At 59.9% G+C, this 16892-nt stretch carries 12 protein-coding genes; 2 read left to right on the forward strand and 10 right to left on the reverse strand.

Features of this window, described 5'->3' with window-relative positions:
- Positions 1-89: 89 nt before the first annotated feature.
- Positions 90-1145 carry a ParA family protein gene (locus CLAC_RS06785; RefSeq protein WP_053412252.1) on the reverse strand — a complete coding sequence of 352 codons (1056 nt, stop codon included), beginning with the start codon at positions 1143-1145 and terminating at the stop codon, positions 90-92.
- 299 nt (positions 1146-1444) lie between these two features.
- Here CLAC_RS06785 and CLAC_RS06790 point away from each other — a divergent pair, with 299 nt between their 5' ends.
- Entirely contained in the window at positions 1445-2716 is a 1272-nt protein-coding gene (locus tag CLAC_RS06790) for an ATP-binding protein (protein WP_053412253.1), read from the forward strand.
- Between the two features lie 20 nt (positions 2717-2736).
- Here CLAC_RS06790 and CLAC_RS12320 read toward each other — a convergent pair whose 3' ends face one another.
- Positions 2737-3183, reverse strand: coding sequence for a hypothetical protein (locus tag CLAC_RS12320; RefSeq protein WP_245621825.1), 447 nt, complete (start codon positions 3181-3183; stop codon positions 2737-2739).
- Positions 3184-3329: 146 nt separating this feature from the next.
- On the reverse strand, positions 3330-8288 hold the full coding sequence (locus tag CLAC_RS06795) for a DEAD/DEAH box helicase (protein ID WP_053412254.1): 4959 nt from the start codon (positions 8286-8288) through the stop codon (positions 3330-3332).
- A gap of 262 nt (positions 8289-8550) precedes the next feature.
- Here CLAC_RS06795 and CLAC_RS06800 point away from each other — a divergent pair, with 262 nt between their 5' ends.
- Complete coding sequence (locus CLAC_RS06800; protein ID WP_053412255.1) at positions 8551-9828, forward strand: ATP-binding protein; 1278 nt, start codon at positions 8551-8553, stop codon at positions 9826-9828.
- On the opposite strand, the gene CLAC_RS06805 is transcribed toward CLAC_RS06800, so the two are convergent.
- Genes CLAC_RS06805 through CLAC_RS06835 form a run of 7 tightly spaced genes read right to left on the reverse strand, consistent with a single transcriptional unit; the run spans position 9809 to position 16797 of the window.
- Positions 9809-10720 carry a copper transporter gene (locus CLAC_RS06805; protein ID WP_053412256.1) on the reverse strand — a complete coding sequence of 304 codons (912 nt, stop codon included), beginning with the start codon at positions 10718-10720 and terminating at the stop codon, positions 9809-9811. The genes CLAC_RS06800 and CLAC_RS06805 overlap by 20 nt on opposite strands.
- Before the next feature lie 23 nt (positions 10721-10743).
- Positions 10744-11928 (reverse strand): putative cytokinetic ring protein SteA, encoded by a 1185-nt coding sequence (gene steA / locus CLAC_RS06810; RefSeq protein ID WP_053413331.1) that lies wholly within the window; start codon positions 11926-11928, stop codon positions 10744-10746.
- A 25-nt stretch (positions 11929-11953) separates the two neighbouring features.
- Positions 11954-13765, reverse strand: a complete 1812-nt coding sequence (recN, locus tag CLAC_RS06815) for a DNA repair protein RecN (protein WP_053412257.1) — start codon at positions 13763-13765, stop codon at positions 11954-11956.
- A gap of 9 nt (positions 13766-13774) precedes the next feature.
- Positions 13775-14719 (reverse strand): NAD kinase, encoded by a 945-nt coding sequence (locus tag CLAC_RS06820; protein ID WP_053412258.1) that lies wholly within the window; start codon positions 14717-14719, stop codon positions 13775-13777.
- A complete protein-coding gene (locus CLAC_RS06825) occupies positions 14716-15558 on the reverse strand; it encodes a TlyA family RNA methyltransferase (protein WP_053412259.1) in 843 nt (280 codons plus the stop codon). Before CLAC_RS06825 ends, CLAC_RS06820 begins: the two co-directional genes overlap by 4 nt.
- Complete coding sequence (locus tag CLAC_RS06830) at positions 15559-15756, reverse strand: hypothetical protein (RefSeq protein WP_053412260.1); 198 nt, start codon at positions 15754-15756, stop codon at positions 15559-15561.
- Positions 15757-16797, reverse strand: a complete 1041-nt coding sequence (locus tag CLAC_RS06835; protein ID WP_053412261.1) for an HAD-IIA family hydrolase — start codon at positions 16795-16797, stop codon at positions 15757-15759. It lies immediately after the preceding gene.
- Between the last annotated feature and the right edge of the window lie 95 nt (positions 16798-16892).

Consider the following 16892-nt stretch of genomic DNA (forward strand, 5'->3'; position numbering starts at 1 on the left):
GGGGAATCGGAAGTGCTCAGAGAGCTCGATAACTTCTCAAGTCTTACCGGTGTTTTCACACCACCTTGACTTGGAAATTTGTCTAGCCTCTACCTCTCCATCTTCTCCAGCACCAGCGCCGCAACCTCGTCGATTTTCGCCGCGTATCCGCTGCGCTGATTCAGCTGGCTGCCGCGCACGCCATCCTTCGACTGCAAATCAGCAATCGGCGCGTGCACGTCCTGCGCGGTGGCAGGCATAGAGTGCATGTGCGGTACGTGCCCCAGCAGGTACCGCTCGCTGCGCCGCCCGAGACTGTCATCGATGCGGCGAGCCTCATGCTCGAACTTCCCGCGAAAGCACTCGAAAGCGCCGACCAGCTGTTCTTGCCCGTTGGCACGTTTCTTCACGTACTCAAGTGTCGTGTAGCCCAGATACTGCAGGCCGCGCCCGTCGTACCCGTGGAGCCTTAGCTTCCGAGTCTTCGCCGATATATCCGACGAGTAGCTGCGCCATTGTGCGAGGTTGCCCTCGGAAATCTCGCTGTATTCGGTGACCCAGTCGCTGAACCACTTGGCCAGGTTGCCGAAGGCATGGAAGCTAAACAGATCCGTCGAGGTCGGAGTGACAAAGGCGTCACAACCAAGAAGCACCGTACGGTTGAACGGTCCGAGCGACGGTCCGACATCGAAAAAGATGTAGTCGTACCGGTCCTCATCCTCCATCGCCACTGCCAGCTGCCCTGCCCAGTGGATCCTGCGGAAGTCTCCCGTCTTCTTAGCTAACGACGATTGCCACGCGTCACTCATGACATCCTCGATATTCGACAAGGCCGGGTGTCCGGGCAACACGTCGACCCCGAAGCGCGTCGAGCGCACCGGGCGGATATCCGTCTCAATCAGCGTTTCGCCTTCGCGAAGCGGGATAAACATCGCGTACACGGTATTCGCCAAAGATTCGCGCTCAGCCTGCTCATCGTTGCTGCTGTTCAGATAGATTTTCTCATGCTGTTCTTCAGTCAGCATGAGCTGTGTGGCGTTGCACTGCGGGTCGCAGTCGACATAGAGGACTCGCTTGCCTTGGCGAGCGAAATAGTGGGCAACGTTGGTAGAGAGGGTCGTCTTCCCCACTCCGCCCTTGTTGTTGAAGAAACTCAGTGTGCGCATCAAACATCCCGGTTAGGCGAAAACAGACTGGCTGATTCTATCCGAGATGAAGGGTATTCACGAAAGTACGCGAAAAGACTGCCCCACCCCTCTTCGACAGGATGTATGCCCAGCTTTTGCCGCTACATAGTCGCCGACGCACCACGCCCATACTCTGCCCGAAAGGCAGAGAGAGAATCTGACTGGCAACTCACCGATAAATCAGCGGTTACATGTAAGATAAATCGGCGGTTAGAAGGTCGATAAACCGACTGCCAACTCTTCGATTAATCGGCGGCCATCGTGTTACCATCGAGGTCATGGCGATACACTACGAGGCTACCGACGCCCGCTACCTACCTCGTTACATCGACATCGAATTGGACGAATTATCATCTGCCGGTGCAATCGCAATCGATGGCCCTAAAGCCGTGGGAAAGTCCGAAACTGCGACGAGACGAGCCAATCGCACTTTTTACCTCGACCGCGATAATGAGCGAGAATTGCTCCAAGCGAATATGGATGCGCTCCTAGTAGACGAAGACACCCTTTGTATCGACGAATGGCAGCATCTCCCTTCAGTATGGGATGCGGTTAGGAGAAATGTCGATAAGCACGTCAATACCCGCTATCTGCTCACCGGTAGCGCTACCCCACTGGAAGGTGTCGATCCCCACTCGGGTGCCGGGCGCGTCATCAGTCTAAGAATGCGTCCCCTTGCGCTCTCCGAACGGGAAGGCACAACCCCCTCAGTGCGGATCGCCGATCTATTCAGCGGCGCGGCTGAAGTTTTCGGCACCACTATCTTTTCGTTGAACGACTACGCTACTGCTGTCTGCGAAACCGGATTACCCGGTATCTACAGGCAATCCCCTAGGCTGAGGCGTCAACTCATCGATGCCTATATTCAGAGAGTCATCGACCGCGATGTCCCGGACCAAGGCCTTATGGTTCGCAAACCGGAATCACTTAGGGCGTGGTGGGCAGCTTATGCAGCAGCATCCTCCACGACGACGTCGTACACGAAGATTCTGAACGCAGCTTCCCCCGGAGAGTCATCGAAAATTTCCAAAGACGCTGCCCTAGGCTACCGCGATATCCTCGCTAAACTTTGGCTTCTAGATCCGGTCCCTGCGTGGTTTCCAAACCGTTCTCCGTTCAAGAAGCTTACGGCAACGCCTAAGCACCAGATTTTCGATCCCGGTATCGCCGCAGCACTCCTCGGCCTGACACCCGAAATGTTGGTGTCCCAGGAGCCTGGATCGTGGGAACTGTTTGGGCAGCTTTTTGAATCGCTTGTCACCTTGACGGTGCGCGCAGCAGGCCAGGTCGCCGAGGCTAAGGTTTCTCACCTTCGCACTCAGGGTGGTGCGCAGGAAGTCGATTTGATCCTGGAGCGATACGACGGCAAGGTTGTCGCCTTCGAGGTCAAGCTGAAACCGACACCGACCGACAGGGACCTTCGTCACCTCCATTGGCTCGGCCAGCAAATTGGCCCACGCCTCGTGGATAAGGTCGTAGTTACGACTGGAACAGATGCTTATCGACGCCCCGACGGCGTCGCCGTGGTACCACTAGCACTACTGGGGTAAGAGCAGTATGAACCCGCTAATCAAACCGCAGCAAGTCCTGTCTTCCAAGTCCATTGCCACCTCTGACCAACCTGGTCTGTGAATTCCATAGCTTGCACTGCGTGAGTTTTGGCTTTGAGAAGTGGCTGGTAACCACGCAATTCGCGAATTGATTCTGGATAGCTAATCGTCGGAGAGCCACTATTCGTCCGACAGCTCTCTAGAAAATATTGACCCGGTGGCAAAGTCGCAATATTGACTCGAAGCGGCGTCGAATTACTGATTAGTCGGATGTCAACGTTGTAGAAGACAGCAGTGTCGGCTCCCGTGTTGGAAAGGATGATGCCCCACCTAGCGGAATCTTCTTTTGTCTCCTTCACCCACCACGCCTGCATGTTGCTTGCGATACGGCGCTGATCTCGCATTTCCTCGCGCTTTTCAGCTTCTCGTGCGTGCAATTCTGCCTGTTCTGCGGCCTCAAGCGCCAAACGATTGGATTCTCGAATGTGATCCGCTGACTCGGCTGCGGTTTCTTCTGCTAAGTCGTTTGCTTGTCTAGCCTATCTTCAAGGCCTGCCACGCTGCGAAAGCGGCGAGCACTGACCCCACGGCAGTAATAGCCTGAACAATCAAATTAGCGATTTCCATTATCTAACCTCTCCACAATCCGCACAGTCTCCATCGCAACGCGCACAACACGACCAATCAAATCCACAATGTAGCGCGGATTGCCCACCTCATCAGCCCAATCATTCGGATCATTCACAATCCCAGAGGCCTTATCCTTCTTCACCTGATAGCGGTCAATCAACCACGCCACCGCGCTTCGTGAGCCCAACATGTACTCATCAGCCTCCGCAGGAATCCCCGCCACGGTCACCTTCTTGTTGTAAATCAACTTCGTGACATCATTGACGTTCTTGCCAGTCTCCGGGTCCTTCCGCTTAGCCCACTTCATCTTCAGCACACGCCAGGTCTCACGGTCAGACTCATCGCCCTTGACGTCGACTTCCAACGGCCATGGCTCCACCGACTCGTACCCGACATGCAGCGTCATCAGCTCCTTGCCGGCCGATGCGAACTTATCGAACTCCTCCCGCGAGGACGGGGTCTCAATATGCGGCAACATCTTCTTCAAATCCGCCCCGTACTTCGTGCGATAGGCCGGGTCATGCAACTTGCCGTAGACAAAGTGGAAAATGTCATCACCAGTGACATCGCCGCCCAGCGCCCCACGGTAGATCGCCTTGATCTCATCGGTGATGTTGTCCACGCGCACATAGCCGTCGACGACTTCACCAATCTCACCGTAGACACTGGCCTCCCCTTGCTTGCCGACGGTAGCCTCACCGAAGAGTCCACCATCCTCGGCATCGACCGGGGCCCATGTGAAGCGGGGGAAGAACTGGCCCGTATCTAGCACATGCAGGTTAGGCAATAGATCTGTGGCAATGAGACCAAAATCGTAGTGAGATGCGGAACCGGTCAGAACGAAGCCGATGTTGTGGTGCGCCGGAGTCGGAAACATCGACGGTAACTGGCCTTGTACTTCATTAAGCGAATTATTGAAGTAGATATTTTGTCTACTAAATGGCCGGTAAAGCATTTGCCGGAAACTCCGACTATCAACACAGAGTCTCTCTCGCCTTGAGGCTTGCTGGCGTAGTCCTCGTGACCAGCTAATTTTCTGTGTCGAGCTCAGTTCTGGACTTTGACGCAGAAACTCAGATACGCCCTTTTCATTCGAGAATTCTTCGGTCGTTTCTAATCGTTGAACTGCTGAATTGTAGGTTTTCAACAGCAATTCAACTGAGTCGTGCAATTGACTACCCGAATAACCTATCACCCAAGAATCTCGACTCGTCCCCACTCCATTCGAATAGGTGCTGAAAAAGAGAGCGCGTTGAGTCTTCTTCTTGTCACTAAGTTTCGGCCACGTTTCGTACTCTTCTGACCTCTGACTTAGCCAATCTCCGAAACGGTTCGGCACAATCGACTTCCACTCCATTGACGCCACGGTGGAGGCCTTCACAATCCCCAGCTTCTCCTCCGCCGATAGGTAGTCACCAATATCGCGGTAATGCAGATCAAAATCAGACTTGCCCGGATCCTTCACACCAATCGTTATAGCCACAGTATTACGCGAGCCTGAACCGAAGACCTTGCCGCCTTCCTTCCTCGACTGCTCACCCGCCGTGCGCTGATTACCCCGCAGGTTAAACACGTACAGATCCGTGAAATCCTCCGCCATGGATAGGCGCACACCATCACCGGTGTTGCCGTCAATCCAACCACCGTTAGACACAAACGCCACCACACCTTGCTCACCAATACGGTCGGTGGCCCACCGGAACGCACGCAGATACGAGTCATAGAGTGAATTCTTCAGCTGAGCCGTCGACCGCGCCGCATAGGTCTGTCCAATCCGCGCATCCAACGTCGGGTACTTCAGATTCGCATTCAAATCATTGGCAGACTTCTGCCCTGCCGAATACGGGGGATTGCCAATCACCACATTGATCGGCGCCGCCTTCTGTCGCTCAATCACCTCATTATTGCTGCGGAAGACATTCAAATCAGGAATATCGCCCTCCTCATGAATCTGGAAAGTATCCGCCAACGCAATATTCGAAAACGGCACATACTCCGGCTCCGGGGCGCCATCACGCAACGCAGCCTCCGCCACCAAGGCGTTGTAGGTCGTCTCAATATTGACCGCCGACACATAATAGGCCAGCAGCATAATCTCCGTCGCGAAAAGTTCACTGGCGTACTTGCGGGCCAAATCGTCAGGCTTGATTAGACCCGACTGCAACAGACGCACCGTAAACGTGCTCGTTCCCGCAAACGGATCCAAAATACACACGCCCTCATCCGTCAAACCCCGCCCGAAATGCTCACGGGAAACATCATCAGCAGCACGCAAAATAAAGTCCACAATCTCCACCGGCGTATACACAATGCCCAGCGCCTCGGACTGCTTGCGGAAGGCTTTACGGAAAAACCGCTCGTAGACCTCCTTAATCACCTGCTGCTTACCAGAAGCAGAAGTCACCTCAGACGCACGAACACGCACTGATTCGTAGAACTTCTCCAATGAATCAGTCTCAGTATCCAGATTCGCACCCGAAAGCGCCGCGACCATCGTCTCCATCACCCGCGCCACAGGGTTATGAGTAATGAAGTCATGGTTATCGAACAGCGCGTTAAACACCGGCGCAGTAATCAAATGCTGCGACAACATCGAAATCGCATCGTCTTCTGTGATGCCGTCGTTTAGGTTGTTGCGCAGGCCCTCGACGAAACTGTCGAACTCACCGCGCAAGGAAGCGTCGGCACCGTCGACAAGCGCCTTGATACGCGTGATCTGGTTTTCGGCGATGGTGGCAACATCATCAGCCCAATCCTCCCAATAGGTCCGCGTGCCAACCTTATCCACCAACTTGGTGTACATCGCCTCCTCCCACGCCTCCAAGGAGAACAACGCCAACTGCTGCGTGATGTCCTTCGAGTCGTCGAAAGCATCCGGGTTCTTCACCGAATCCTTCTCGGCATCCTCAAGCTTCTTGCGAGGGTTCGTGACCGTATCAACCTCAATCGGCAACTCCTTCACATCACCCTCATTCAGCGCAATGGAATTGACCTTCGCATTAAAACGATCATCATGCGCACGCAAGGCGTTGAGAATCTGCCAGACAACCTTAAACCGCGTGTTGTCATTCAAGGCTTGGGCGGGAGAGACATCCGGGGCGACCGCCACGGGCAAAATAATGTAGCCATAATCCTTACCCGCAGACTTGCGCATCACACGGCCAACAGACTGGACCACATCCACCATGGAATTGCGCGGATTGAAGAAAATCACCGCATCCAACGCCGGCACATCCACACCCTCCGACAAACACCGAGCATTGGTCAAGATACGAGTCTCATCCTCCACGGCAGGCGACTCCAACCACGACAAGCGCGTACCACGCTCCAAGGCATTCATCCCACCATCAACATGCTGCGCCGCTACAGCCAGATCCACATTATGCAGCGACACATCACTCAGCACCGCATGCTCCTTAAGCAGTTCTTGATGGGTGGCCACCAACGCCGGGAACGACTCCGCAATCTGGGTCGAGGTCTTAATATCCTTCGCAAACGCCACCGCACGCCGCATCGCAGCAGCACCCTCATCAAAACCGCCCTTCTTGCCCTGCAAGGCACCAGAACGCTTCGCCAGACCATTCCACGCACCAATCATCGCCGAGGCAAGAGTCAAATTAATCTGGTTATTCTCACTACGCGCCATCGCCTCCGCAGCTACGGACTCATCGACCGTCATGACCAGCACCTTGTAATCGGTCAGCAGCCCCTTATCCACCGCCTCACCAAAGCCCAGACGGTAAAACTCCGAGCCATAGATGCCCTCATCATCCATCGACGCCAGCTCCGCCGAATGCTCGGCCGCTTTGCCCTTGACCGCCTCATCGAATAGTCGCGGGGTCGCCGTCATATACAAGCGCTTGGCCGCCTTGATGTAGGCGGCATCATGAATCTTGGTGAAATTGCTAGCCTCCTCACCAGCCAATGTCACACCGGTGGTGCGATGTGCCTCATCACAAATCACCAAATCAAACTCATCCAACCCCGCCTGCTGTGCTGCATGCACCGCCGGCAGCGACTGATAGGTCGAAAACACAATATTCAACCCCTTCGCACGCTTACCAGAGGCAAACCGCTGTGCGATCTCCACACCATCAGTCGACACCGGGACTTCCAAGTCATAGGTGGCGATGTCCTCGGCCTTGCGCGAGACCTTCGAATCCGAACACACCGCAAAGGTCCGCATATCCAGCCGCGCCTGCGCCGTCCACTCCTTCAGAGTCTGCGACAGCAGCGAAATCGACGGCACCAAAAACAGGATGCGGGCTTTGCCGCCGCGTTCTTCTGCCACCCGCTCCGCCAGGCGCAGAGCAGTAAAGGTCTTGCCCGTACCACATGCCATAATCAGCTTGCCGCGGTCGTGCGTGGCAAAGCCCTCCATAGCCTTATCAATCGCCGCCTGCTGATGCGGACGCGGAGAGAACGTCTCCCGCTGAGAAAGATTGATCTGAATCTCCGAGCCAGGAAAGGCAACATCCCAGTTAATCGGCGATTCCGCAATCGCCGCGACACCAATACGCGACGTGGGTATAATCTGATCGGCCAGAGCAGCCTCAGCATGCGAGGACCACCGATCAGTCGTGGAGATAATCATCCGCGATGCGAAATGCCGCGGCCCGTCCTCGGTGGCGAAAGAATGCCCCGAGGCCTCAAAGAAAGAATCCAGATTCGCCTTATCAATCCGAGTAGTCGGCAGATAAAACTTGCACTGGATCGCAGTCCACGACCCGTCGTCAATGCGGCGGGCAACAAGATCAATACCGGTGTCGGGTTTACCACCGTTGTAGCGCCAGTCCGACCAACGGTAGACCTCATCAAACTGGGCCCTCAACGTCGGGTCAGTGCGGAAGTAATTGACCATCAGCTTCTCAAAAGCGATGCCATACTTCGCCTTCGGCTGGTTTTCCCGCAGCTGTTCGAGGACCTCAGAAAACTTAGACATAAAGAATATTCTGCACTAAAAGTCTTCGGGTTAGGTGCAGGACATTCATCCCGGAACATTTCGGCACGTAGCAGCATTCGCTTTGCGGTGTCCACCGCAAAGCGCTAGATTACGCCACCAGAATCGACTGATCTATGCCACCAGAGTGAACTAGTTATTGCCACCATTCTTCATCGAGTATCGACACCAATCTACATCAGGGCTAGCCACCATCTTTCATTACAACTAGACCACCCTCACATCACCACCTAGAATGAGCTGCATGGACCAGCTCTTATCTCGGAACTCGGCGCTACTTCTGGCAGAACTAACGGAACATTTCCCTGCTGTCGAAGTACTGGGTGCTCGCCAGGTGGGAAAATCAACACTCACTAAACAGGTTTCGGATGACCTCGCCCGTGCAGGTACAAATGTCCTGAGTTTCACAATGGATGACCCGGAAACTCGGAGCGTCGCGGCAAGCGACCCTCGAGGCTTCCTTAGCCAGAATCCTGCGGGGATGATGGTGATTGATGAATTTCAGCGTGTCCCCGAGCTAATCTTGCCGCTAAAAGCAGAAATTGATCGCCTTCGTCGCCCCGGCCGTTTCCTCATCACGGGTAGTTCGAAGATGACCACCGGAGAGGCAGCAGCCGATAGCCTGGCAGGTCGGGTGACAAGCCTGCAGATAAGGGGCTTTAGCCAGGGAGAACTCCTCGGGGTCAAGGAAGATTTCGTCGCACGAGTTTTAGCTGACTTCGCACCTGCCAATGAGGCCTCCGCACTTACCCGAAGCGACTACGTCGATATCATCTGGCGTGGTTCTATGCCTGAGGCACAGCAACTTTCGGACCGAATGAGACAAACATGGATGAAGTCTTACATCAGTCGTTTGCTGTCGCGCGATATACAGGAGCTGGCTAAGATTCGGCAGCCCGAGCAAGTTATGGCATTGCTGCGCGCGTTGGCAGCGGTGCAGGGATCCGAGACAATCGTCGGCAGGCTAGCGAACGACCTGAACATCGCGGCGGGTTCGGCCGCACAGTATCTTCGCCTACTCGAGGGATTGTTCCTCGTCGACCTGCTACCGCCGTGGACTCCAAATTTGCTCAAACGCGAAGTCGGTCGGCACAAGTCTGTAATCAGCGATCCCGGCCTCGGCCTATGGCTCACAGGTGCCAAGCCCGCGATTCTTAAGGACCTAGTTAAGGGCCAATCGTTCGGCGGATTCTTAGAGGCCTTCGTCGCCAGCGAACTGCTGCGCCAGAAAACGTGGGCCTCCGACGATTGGGAGCTATTCCACTACCGCAGCCCCGATGGACGCGAGATTGACCTGGTCATCGAGCTTGACGACGGCCGCGTAATCGCTCTGGAAGTTAAGGCAGCATCCTCGGTAGCACCGGGCGACTACAGACACCTCGCCTGGCTTCGAGAAAAGCTTGGGGACCGCTTCGTTGCAGGATACGTACTTACCACTGATACCCACGGTCGGCTCCTTGGCGACCGACTCGCAGCCCTCCCCGTAGCAGCGCTGTGGAGCCCTACCCCTTCAAATCCCTAACCAGCCCAATCTGGCCTGCAGAATCCGATACTGCACGAACTCGTCCAACCATATTGGATGCGCCGCCACGGGAATCCAGCGTGGCAATCGCGCCTGTGTCGGCGCCGTCAGTCGCCACTACAACGTGTCCGTTCGCACCGCTCTGCCCCAGGCCCTCGGCCAGCGCAGTCGCCAGGTCTGCGACGATGGTCGCGCCGAACTCGGCGTCCTCCTTCGAAGCGCCGGAACCGTCACCGCCAGCCCCCTTCACCGTGCCGTGCTCCCCCACAATCACGATGCCAGCGGCCGGGCGCAGCGTGCCCTCCTCGTAGTCGACGAAGCCGGCGCCCTTCAGCGACTCCAACAGCAGCTTTCGGTCGGCAGCACTTGCCTGCTCTCCGCCGTCCTTGCCCAGCTCCAGCACCGGCGCCAGCGCCTGGCCGGCCTGGCGCCCCGGATCACGGCGCTCGGCGTCCAGCTGCACGTTCGTCGGCAGCGAGGTAGCCACGGTGTCCTTTAACTCATCCGCACCGGAGGCCGACAGGAACTTATCGGTCAGCTTCAGCACCCCCGCGTCAGGAGCACCGGCCGCCTTCAAGGTCTCCGCAACCGTTTTGAGCTGCTCATCGGTAGCGTCCGGTGTCGCAATGACGAGGGTGGGAACGTCGGCAAGCGCATCCTTGACCACCTCGCCCACGACAGGCTTGAGGATGCGGTTGGCCTCGTCGGCGCGCGCCTGCTGGGCCTCAGCCTCAGCCTTAGCGGAATCGCGCTCGGAGGCGGCGGCACCACCGAAATCGATACCGGCACCTGCGGGGTTGAGCACGTACGCGCCCAGCGCCGCGCCCACGGCCACGCCGAGAGCCGCTCCCGTCACACCAGCCGTGAACTTACCGCTGCGCCGCTTTGCCATACCCACTCACCCCAAAAACTTAACTACTTAAATAGTCCCTGGAACCACAGAGCAATGGAGTTCCAGGTGTCGATCAGGTTCTCGGCGACAGTGCCGTCACCCGAGGTGCCCGCGATTGCGAAGATCACGGCCAGCGCCACGAAAATCGCGAGGATAGCCCAGGCGATACCGAAACCGCGCCCATTGATCTGGTAGAGATCGGCGACCAGGCGACCGTCGACAAGCTTGTCGCCCACCTTCAGGCGAGACAGCAGAGCCGAGGGAACCCCGCGCTGATCGGCCTCGTGGTAGATGCTGTCCAGCGACTGCGACGCGCCGACGGAGACGACCATGTCGGCCTCGTGATGCGCAGCGAAGACCAACGCCAGGTCGGTCGCGGAATCGGACAGCGCGGGGAAAGTCATCGCGCCGATGCCCAAATCCTGGATGCGCTCCAGGCCCACGGCGTGACCGTCCGGGTCGGCGGGCAGGATGACGCAACCGGCGCTGCGCAGCGCCTCCGAGTTGATGTTCTCCGGATCGCCGATGATGTAATCCGGCTGGTACTTCAGGTCAAACAGCGTGTCCGCGCCGCCGTCCACGCCGATCAGGAGCGGCTCGTACTCGCGGATGAAATTCTTCAGGTCCTCAAGGGTCTCCCGGTGACCCTCGCCAGGGCTGACCACAACGACCTTGCGGCCGCGCAGCGGCTCCGTCTCATCCGGAATGCCCAGGCCATCGATGTAGAGCGGCGACTCCGTCTTCGCGAACTCCACCAGGTTGCCCGACAGGGCCTCCAGGCGGTCGATCATGTTGGAGCGAGCCTCGTCGAAGCTGGCCTCCAGGCCCGCCTCGTCCACGACATCGCCGGCGGCCACGCGGCGGTCGCCATAGAAGAGCTTGCCCTCGTGCAGGCGACCGGCCCTGCCGTCCTTAAGCTTGTCAAAAGCCTCCGCGCCGGCGTTTTCCACCAGCGTGATGTCGGCATCCAGAAGCATGCGCGGGCCGTAATTCGGAACGAAGCCGGTGGTAAAAGCGCCAGCGTTGACCACGGCGGCCACGTTTGCGTCGATAAGCTGCTGCGCCAGCGGGCGCGAAATATCGGGCGCGTCAATAACCACGATATCGCCCGCCGACATGCGCCTCAGCGCGCGGTCGCGGCGGGAGCCATCGCGGACGGTACCAGTAATGCCAGGAAGATCTTTTGCGTTCCGGGAGAACAGACTCATGTGCATTAGTGAAACATAAGTGCTGCTAATTCCCCGCGAAGGCGCGCCGAGCCTGATCCAGAAGATCCTGCGCGTGCGCACGGCCCGAATCGGAATCATCCAAGCCGGCCATCATACGGGCCAGCTCGTCGATGCGCTCGGAGTCGCCGAGGCTGCGCACCTCCGAGGACACCGCGCCAGACTGCGCGTCCTTGCTCACCACCAGGTGCGTGTCCGCGAACGCTGCCACCTGCGGCAGGTGTGTGACCACGATGACCTGATTATTCGCCGCCAACGCCCGTAGCCGCTTGCCGATCTCCACCGCCGCGCGACCGCCGACACCCGCGTCGACCTCGTCGAAGACCATCGTGTGCCCCGACTGCCCCGCCGCCAGCACAACCTCCAGCGCCAGCATGATGCGCGAGAGCTCACCTCCCGACGCGCTCGACGCCAGCGGCCTCGGCTCCGCGCCCGCGTGCGCGCGCAGCATGAATTCGATTGTCTCGACGCCCGCGGGGCCGAAGGTGGGCTTGGGCTTGGCTGCAGGCTTGGCCGCGCCCTTCTCCGTGCCTTTGCCCGCGCCCTCCTCGTGGAACGCCACCACCAGTGAGGTGTGCGGCATGGCCAGGCCTTTGAGTTCCTTCGTAACCGCCTGCTCCAGCTTCTTCGCCGCCGCCTTGCGAGCCTTGGTCAGCTTCGCCGCCGTTGCCGCCAGCTTCTTCTCGGCCGCGGCAATCTGCTCGGCGAGCTTATCCAGCGCCTCGCCCGAGACATCCAGCGTCGCGAGCTTGCGCTCCGCCTTGTCCCGCCACGCCAGCACGCCCTCGATGTCGGGCGCGTACTTGCGCGTCAAATTCTTTATCTCCGCCTGCCGCTGCATCAGCGCGTCCAGGGACTCCGTCTCCTCCGGCAGCGAGGCCAAAAACCCGCCAAGCCCCGCCGAGACCTCGGCCAGCTCACCCGTCAGCGCGCGCAGCTGCTGCGCAAAGCCCTGCAGCTCCTCATCCTCCGAGGCACCCAGCTCTGCCGCCGCCACACCCAGCAGCTCCGCCGCACCGGACTCCTCGTCCCCGCCGCCCGCGCCAGCGCTTGCCGACGACCCGATGGCCTCCAACGCCGCAGGCCCATCAATCGACGCCAGTGCCGTACCGGCGGCATCGCGTAGACCATCCAAGTCCTGGAGCCTGCGAATCTGGGATGCGAGCGTGGCGTCCTCGTCCGGCTCCGGCGACACCGCGTCAATCTCCTCGACGGCAAATGAGAGCTGATCGGCGCGCATGGCAAGCTCCCGGCGCTTCGAGGTCTTCTCCTCCAGTTCCTTCGACAGCGCCCGCCAGATCTTACGCTGCTCGCGATAGGTATCCAGCAGCGGCCCAATTTTCTCCGGGTCCATGCGGTCGATTGCCGCGCGCTGCTCGTCCGCACTGTGCAAGCGCAACTGATCGTTCTGGCCGTGGATGGCAATCAGGCGCGTGGAGATATCCGCCAGCGCCGCAGCGGATGCGGAGCGGCCTCCGACCCACGCCTTGGAACGTCCCTTCGCAGATACCTGGCGCGCCAGCAGGTACTCATCGTTTTCGTCGCGCTCGCCGCCGAGTTCCGCGACGGAGCTGTCGATCAGGGCGGTTTCGGCGTCGGCAAGCCCAGAGGTTCCGACGCGGCCCTCGACCACAGCCCTTTCGGCGCCGGTGCGCACGCGGCCGGCATCGGCGCGCGCGCCGCAGAGCAGCTTCAGGCTGGTGACCACCATGGTCTTGCCGGCGCCGGTCTCGCCGGTCAGGACGGTCAAACCGGGGCTGAATTCGACAGTTGCGTCCGGAATGACGCCGAGGTCGCGGATGGAAATCTCTGTGAGCATTCGGCCCCCTTACTCATTCTCGTTGGCCGGGCCGCGCCATCCGGTCGTCGGCAGGCGGAACTTGTGCACGAGGCGATCTGCGAAAGGCTGCGTGTCCAGGCGGACCCAGCGCACCGGCTGCACCCCGCGGGTAATCTCAATGCGGCTGCCCGGCGGCATCACGATCGGCCGGAAGCCGTCGAGGACCGCGACGGCCTCGGCGGTGTCGGGGTTGGTCTCAATCGCGATGGACGAGTGCGGGGAGATGACCAGCGGGCGGTCGAAAAGCGCGTGGGCGTTGTTCGGCACCACCAGCATGGCGTCGAGCTCCGGCCACAGGACCGGGCCGCCCGCAGAGAAAGCGTAGGCAGTCGAGCCGGTCGGCGTGGAGACAAGCACGCCGTCGCAGCCGTAGGAGGACACCGGGCGGCCGTCGACCTCGAGGACGACATCGAGAACACCGCGGCGGTTTTGGTTTTCGATGCTGACCTCGTTGAGCGCCCATCCCGTGCCGATGACACGGCCTGTGGTGTCGCGGACCGTCGCGCGGATGGTCATCCGATCTTCGATCCACCAGGAGCGCTCAATGACACGGCTGATCGCCTCGGTCATGGACTCCTGTTCCCACTCGGCCAGGAATCCGACATGGCCCATGTTGATGCCGAGCACCGGCAGATCTGCCGAGTGCGCGATATCGGCGGCGCGAAGGAAAGTGCCGTCGCCGCCGAGAACCAGGACCAGCTCACAGCCGGCCGCGGCCTGCGGCGAATGCCAGAAACGCTTGTACTTGCCCAGCACCGGGTGCGCGGCCAGGGCCTCCGGGTTCTTGCCCGCAAGCACGCGGACGCAAATGTCCGCGGCCTCCAGCAGCTCCGCGGCCTCGGCGGCCATCTCCAGGTTGGCGCTGCGGCCGGTGTGCGGGACCAGCAGAATCTCGCGTTGGCCGGCCTTCTTCAGCTCGTCGGTATCGCTCATGGCTTCGGCCCCTCCTTCACTGCCGTGGCGATTGCCTCGGCGACGGCCTCGTCGCCCGAATCTGTGGCGCCGCCGTCCTTGACCAACCACAGGAAAAACTCCACGTTGCCAGACGGCCCCGGCAGCGGGCTTGCGACCGCACCCCGGAAGGATAGGCCCAGCTTGCGAGCGTTATTCGCGACCTCAACCACAACCTCGCGGCGCAGCTCATCGCTGCGCACCACGCCGCCATGGCCCAGGCGCTCTTTGCCGACCTCAAACTGCGGTTTGACCATCGGCAGCAGGTCCGCGCCGTCATCCATGCAGGAGACAATCGCAGGCAATACCAGGTTCAGGGAGATAAACGAAAGGTCGCCCACCATTAGGTTCGCCGTGCCGCCGAGAATCTCCGGCGTCAGATTACGGACGTTCGTGCGGTCGAGCACCACCACGCGCGGGTCATCCTGCAGCCGCCAGACCAGCTGCCCGTAGCCGACATCCACGGCGTAGACCTTCTCCACGTCGCGGCGCAGGCACACGTCGGTGAACCCTCCTGTCGACGCGCCCGCATCCAGCACCGCACGCCCGGAAATATCCAGACCCTGCGCCTCGAACGCCTCTAGAGCGCCCAGCAGCTTGTGCGCGCCGCGCGACGCCCAGTTTTCGTCCTCGTCTACGCCGGTAACGCGAATGGACACGTCGCCTGTCACCGCCGTCGCGGGCTTCGTCGCGGCGAAACCGCCGACCTCCACACGACCGGCCTTGATCATCTGCACCGCAGCCTCGCGAGACCGCGCAATCTTGCGACGCACCAGCTCCGCGTCCAGACGACGCTTCGGAGACCCCTTCGACTTCGCCATCTACTTCCCTCCTCGACGCGCAGAGCTCAGCGCCTCATCCAAAATCTCGTGCGCCCGCTCGAACTGCGCTACGCGGTCTTGCGGAGTCGGCGCAGGCTGCCCCAGCGCCTCGGCCACTGCCGCGCGCACGTCCTCCGGGCTCACCTGGCTCGCCCCCGGCATCGCCGCCGGGGTAGGTCCTGGTTTGGCGTCACTCATCTACAGCCTCCACGCGCTCAGTGCCTCTGCCGCCAGCGCGCCGTCCGCGCGCACCTGGGAAACTGCCGCCGCACGGTCCTTTCCGCTTTCCGACGCCCACACCAACCCGGCGACCGTGAGCAGCGCGGCAACGGCAGCCTGCGCGGGATCGCCCATGCGCGGGTCCTCGGCGTCGCCGCCGGAGAGCACAACCACGGTCGGATCCGAGTCGTCGTAAAGCGCAGTGAAACCAGCCTGCGGGCCCGGGCGGGCGGCGGATTCCTCGCGGTTCAGGGCGGTCATGTCGGCGCCAATGAGGCTCGGGCGGTGCTCCGGGCGCGCTCGGACGACATCCATGTGCGTGGATACGCCCGTGACCACCATGAATGTCTCGAACCTGGCAGCGTTACCGCCGGCGATATCGGTGTCTAGGCGGTCACCAATCGCTACCGGGCGCTTCGAGCCGATTTTCTCGGCGGCTTTCAGGAACATCGGGGGCTTCGGCTTGCCCGCGCTGAGCGGCTCCACGCCGGTGGTCGTGGTGATGGCCGCCGCGATAGAGCCGTTGCCGACGAGGAAGCCTCGCTCGTCGGGAAGCGTGGTGTCCAGGTTAGAGGCGAGATAACGCGCACCCCGGGAGATCGACAGTGCCGCCTCGGAGATCTCGTTCCAGGTCATCTCGCGGTTGAGACCATGGAAGACGGCGGCCGGGGAATCGTCGGCGGAATCAACGACGGTGTATCCGGCGTCGCGGGCCAGCTGCTTGAAAGACTCCGCGCCCAGCACGTAGACGTTAGAACCGGCCGGGATAATGTCCGCAGCCATGGCGATTGCGGCCTGTGCCGAGGTCATTACGTCCTCGGCCTCGACCGTATAGCCCAGCGAATTGAGCTGATCTGCGACGACCTGCGGGGCGCGCGAGGCATTGTTGGTGATAAACACCATCGGCAGGTTAGCCTCCGTCAGTCCTTCCAGCGCGCCCGGGACCGGGGCACCGCCCTCGTAAATTGTTCCGTCGAGATCGAGCAGTGCGGCATCAAAAGCGGAGGCAACAGTTGCCATGAGTGTTTTAAGTCCTTCGTGTGAGAATCCTTCAATCAGGATGCGAGTTTTTCGTTGACGCGGAGCCACGGGACCAGTGGGCGGCGGGTCCGAAC

It is taken from the genome of Corynebacterium lactis RW2-5 (genome assembly GCF_001274895.1).
Classification (GTDB): Bacteria; Actinomycetota; Actinomycetes; order Mycobacteriales; family Mycobacteriaceae; genus Corynebacterium; species Corynebacterium lactis.

Bases quoted from the DNA above. Each gene is read 5' to 3' on its own strand.
- CLAC_RS06820 (WP_053412258.1), bottom strand. From the start codon at position 14,719: ATGAGCGATACCGACGAGCTGAAGAAGGCCGGCCAACGCGAGATTCTG.
- CLAC_RS06795 (WP_053412254.1), bottom strand. From the start codon at position 8,288: ATGTCTAAGTTTTCTGAGGTCCTCGAACAGCTGCGGGAAAACCAGCCG.
- CLAC_RS06785 (WP_053412252.1), bottom strand. From the start codon at position 1,145: ATGCGCACACTGAGTTTCTTCAACAACAAGGGCGGAGTGGGGAAGACG.
- CLAC_RS06805 (WP_053412256.1), bottom strand. From the start codon at position 10,720: ATGGCAAAGCGGCGCAGCGGTAAGTTCACGGCTGGTGTGACGGGAGCG.
- CLAC_RS06830 (WP_053412260.1), bottom strand. From the start codon at position 15,756: ATGAGTGACGCCAAACCAGGACCTACCCCGGCGGCGATGCCGGGGGCG.
- CLAC_RS06790 (WP_053412253.1), top strand. From the start codon at position 1,445: ATGGCGATACACTACGAGGCTACCGACGCCCGCTACCTACCTCGTTAC.
- steA (WP_053413331.1), bottom strand. From the start codon at position 11,928: ATGAGTCTGTTCTCCCGGAACGCAAAAGATCTTCCTGGCATTACTGGT.
- recN (WP_053412257.1), bottom strand. From the start codon at position 13,765: ATGCTCACAGAGATTTCCATCCGCGACCTCGGCGTCATTCCGGACGCA.
- CLAC_RS06800 (WP_053412255.1), top strand. From the start codon at position 8,551: ATGGACCAGCTCTTATCTCGGAACTCGGCGCTACTTCTGGCAGAACTA.
- CLAC_RS06825 (WP_053412259.1), bottom strand. From the start codon at position 15,558: ATGGCGAAGTCGAAGGGGTCTCCGAAGCGTCGTCTGGACGCGGAGCTG.
- CLAC_RS06835 (WP_053412261.1), bottom strand. From the start codon at position 16,797: ATGGCAACTGTTGCCTCCGCTTTTGATGCCGCACTGCTCGATCTCGAC.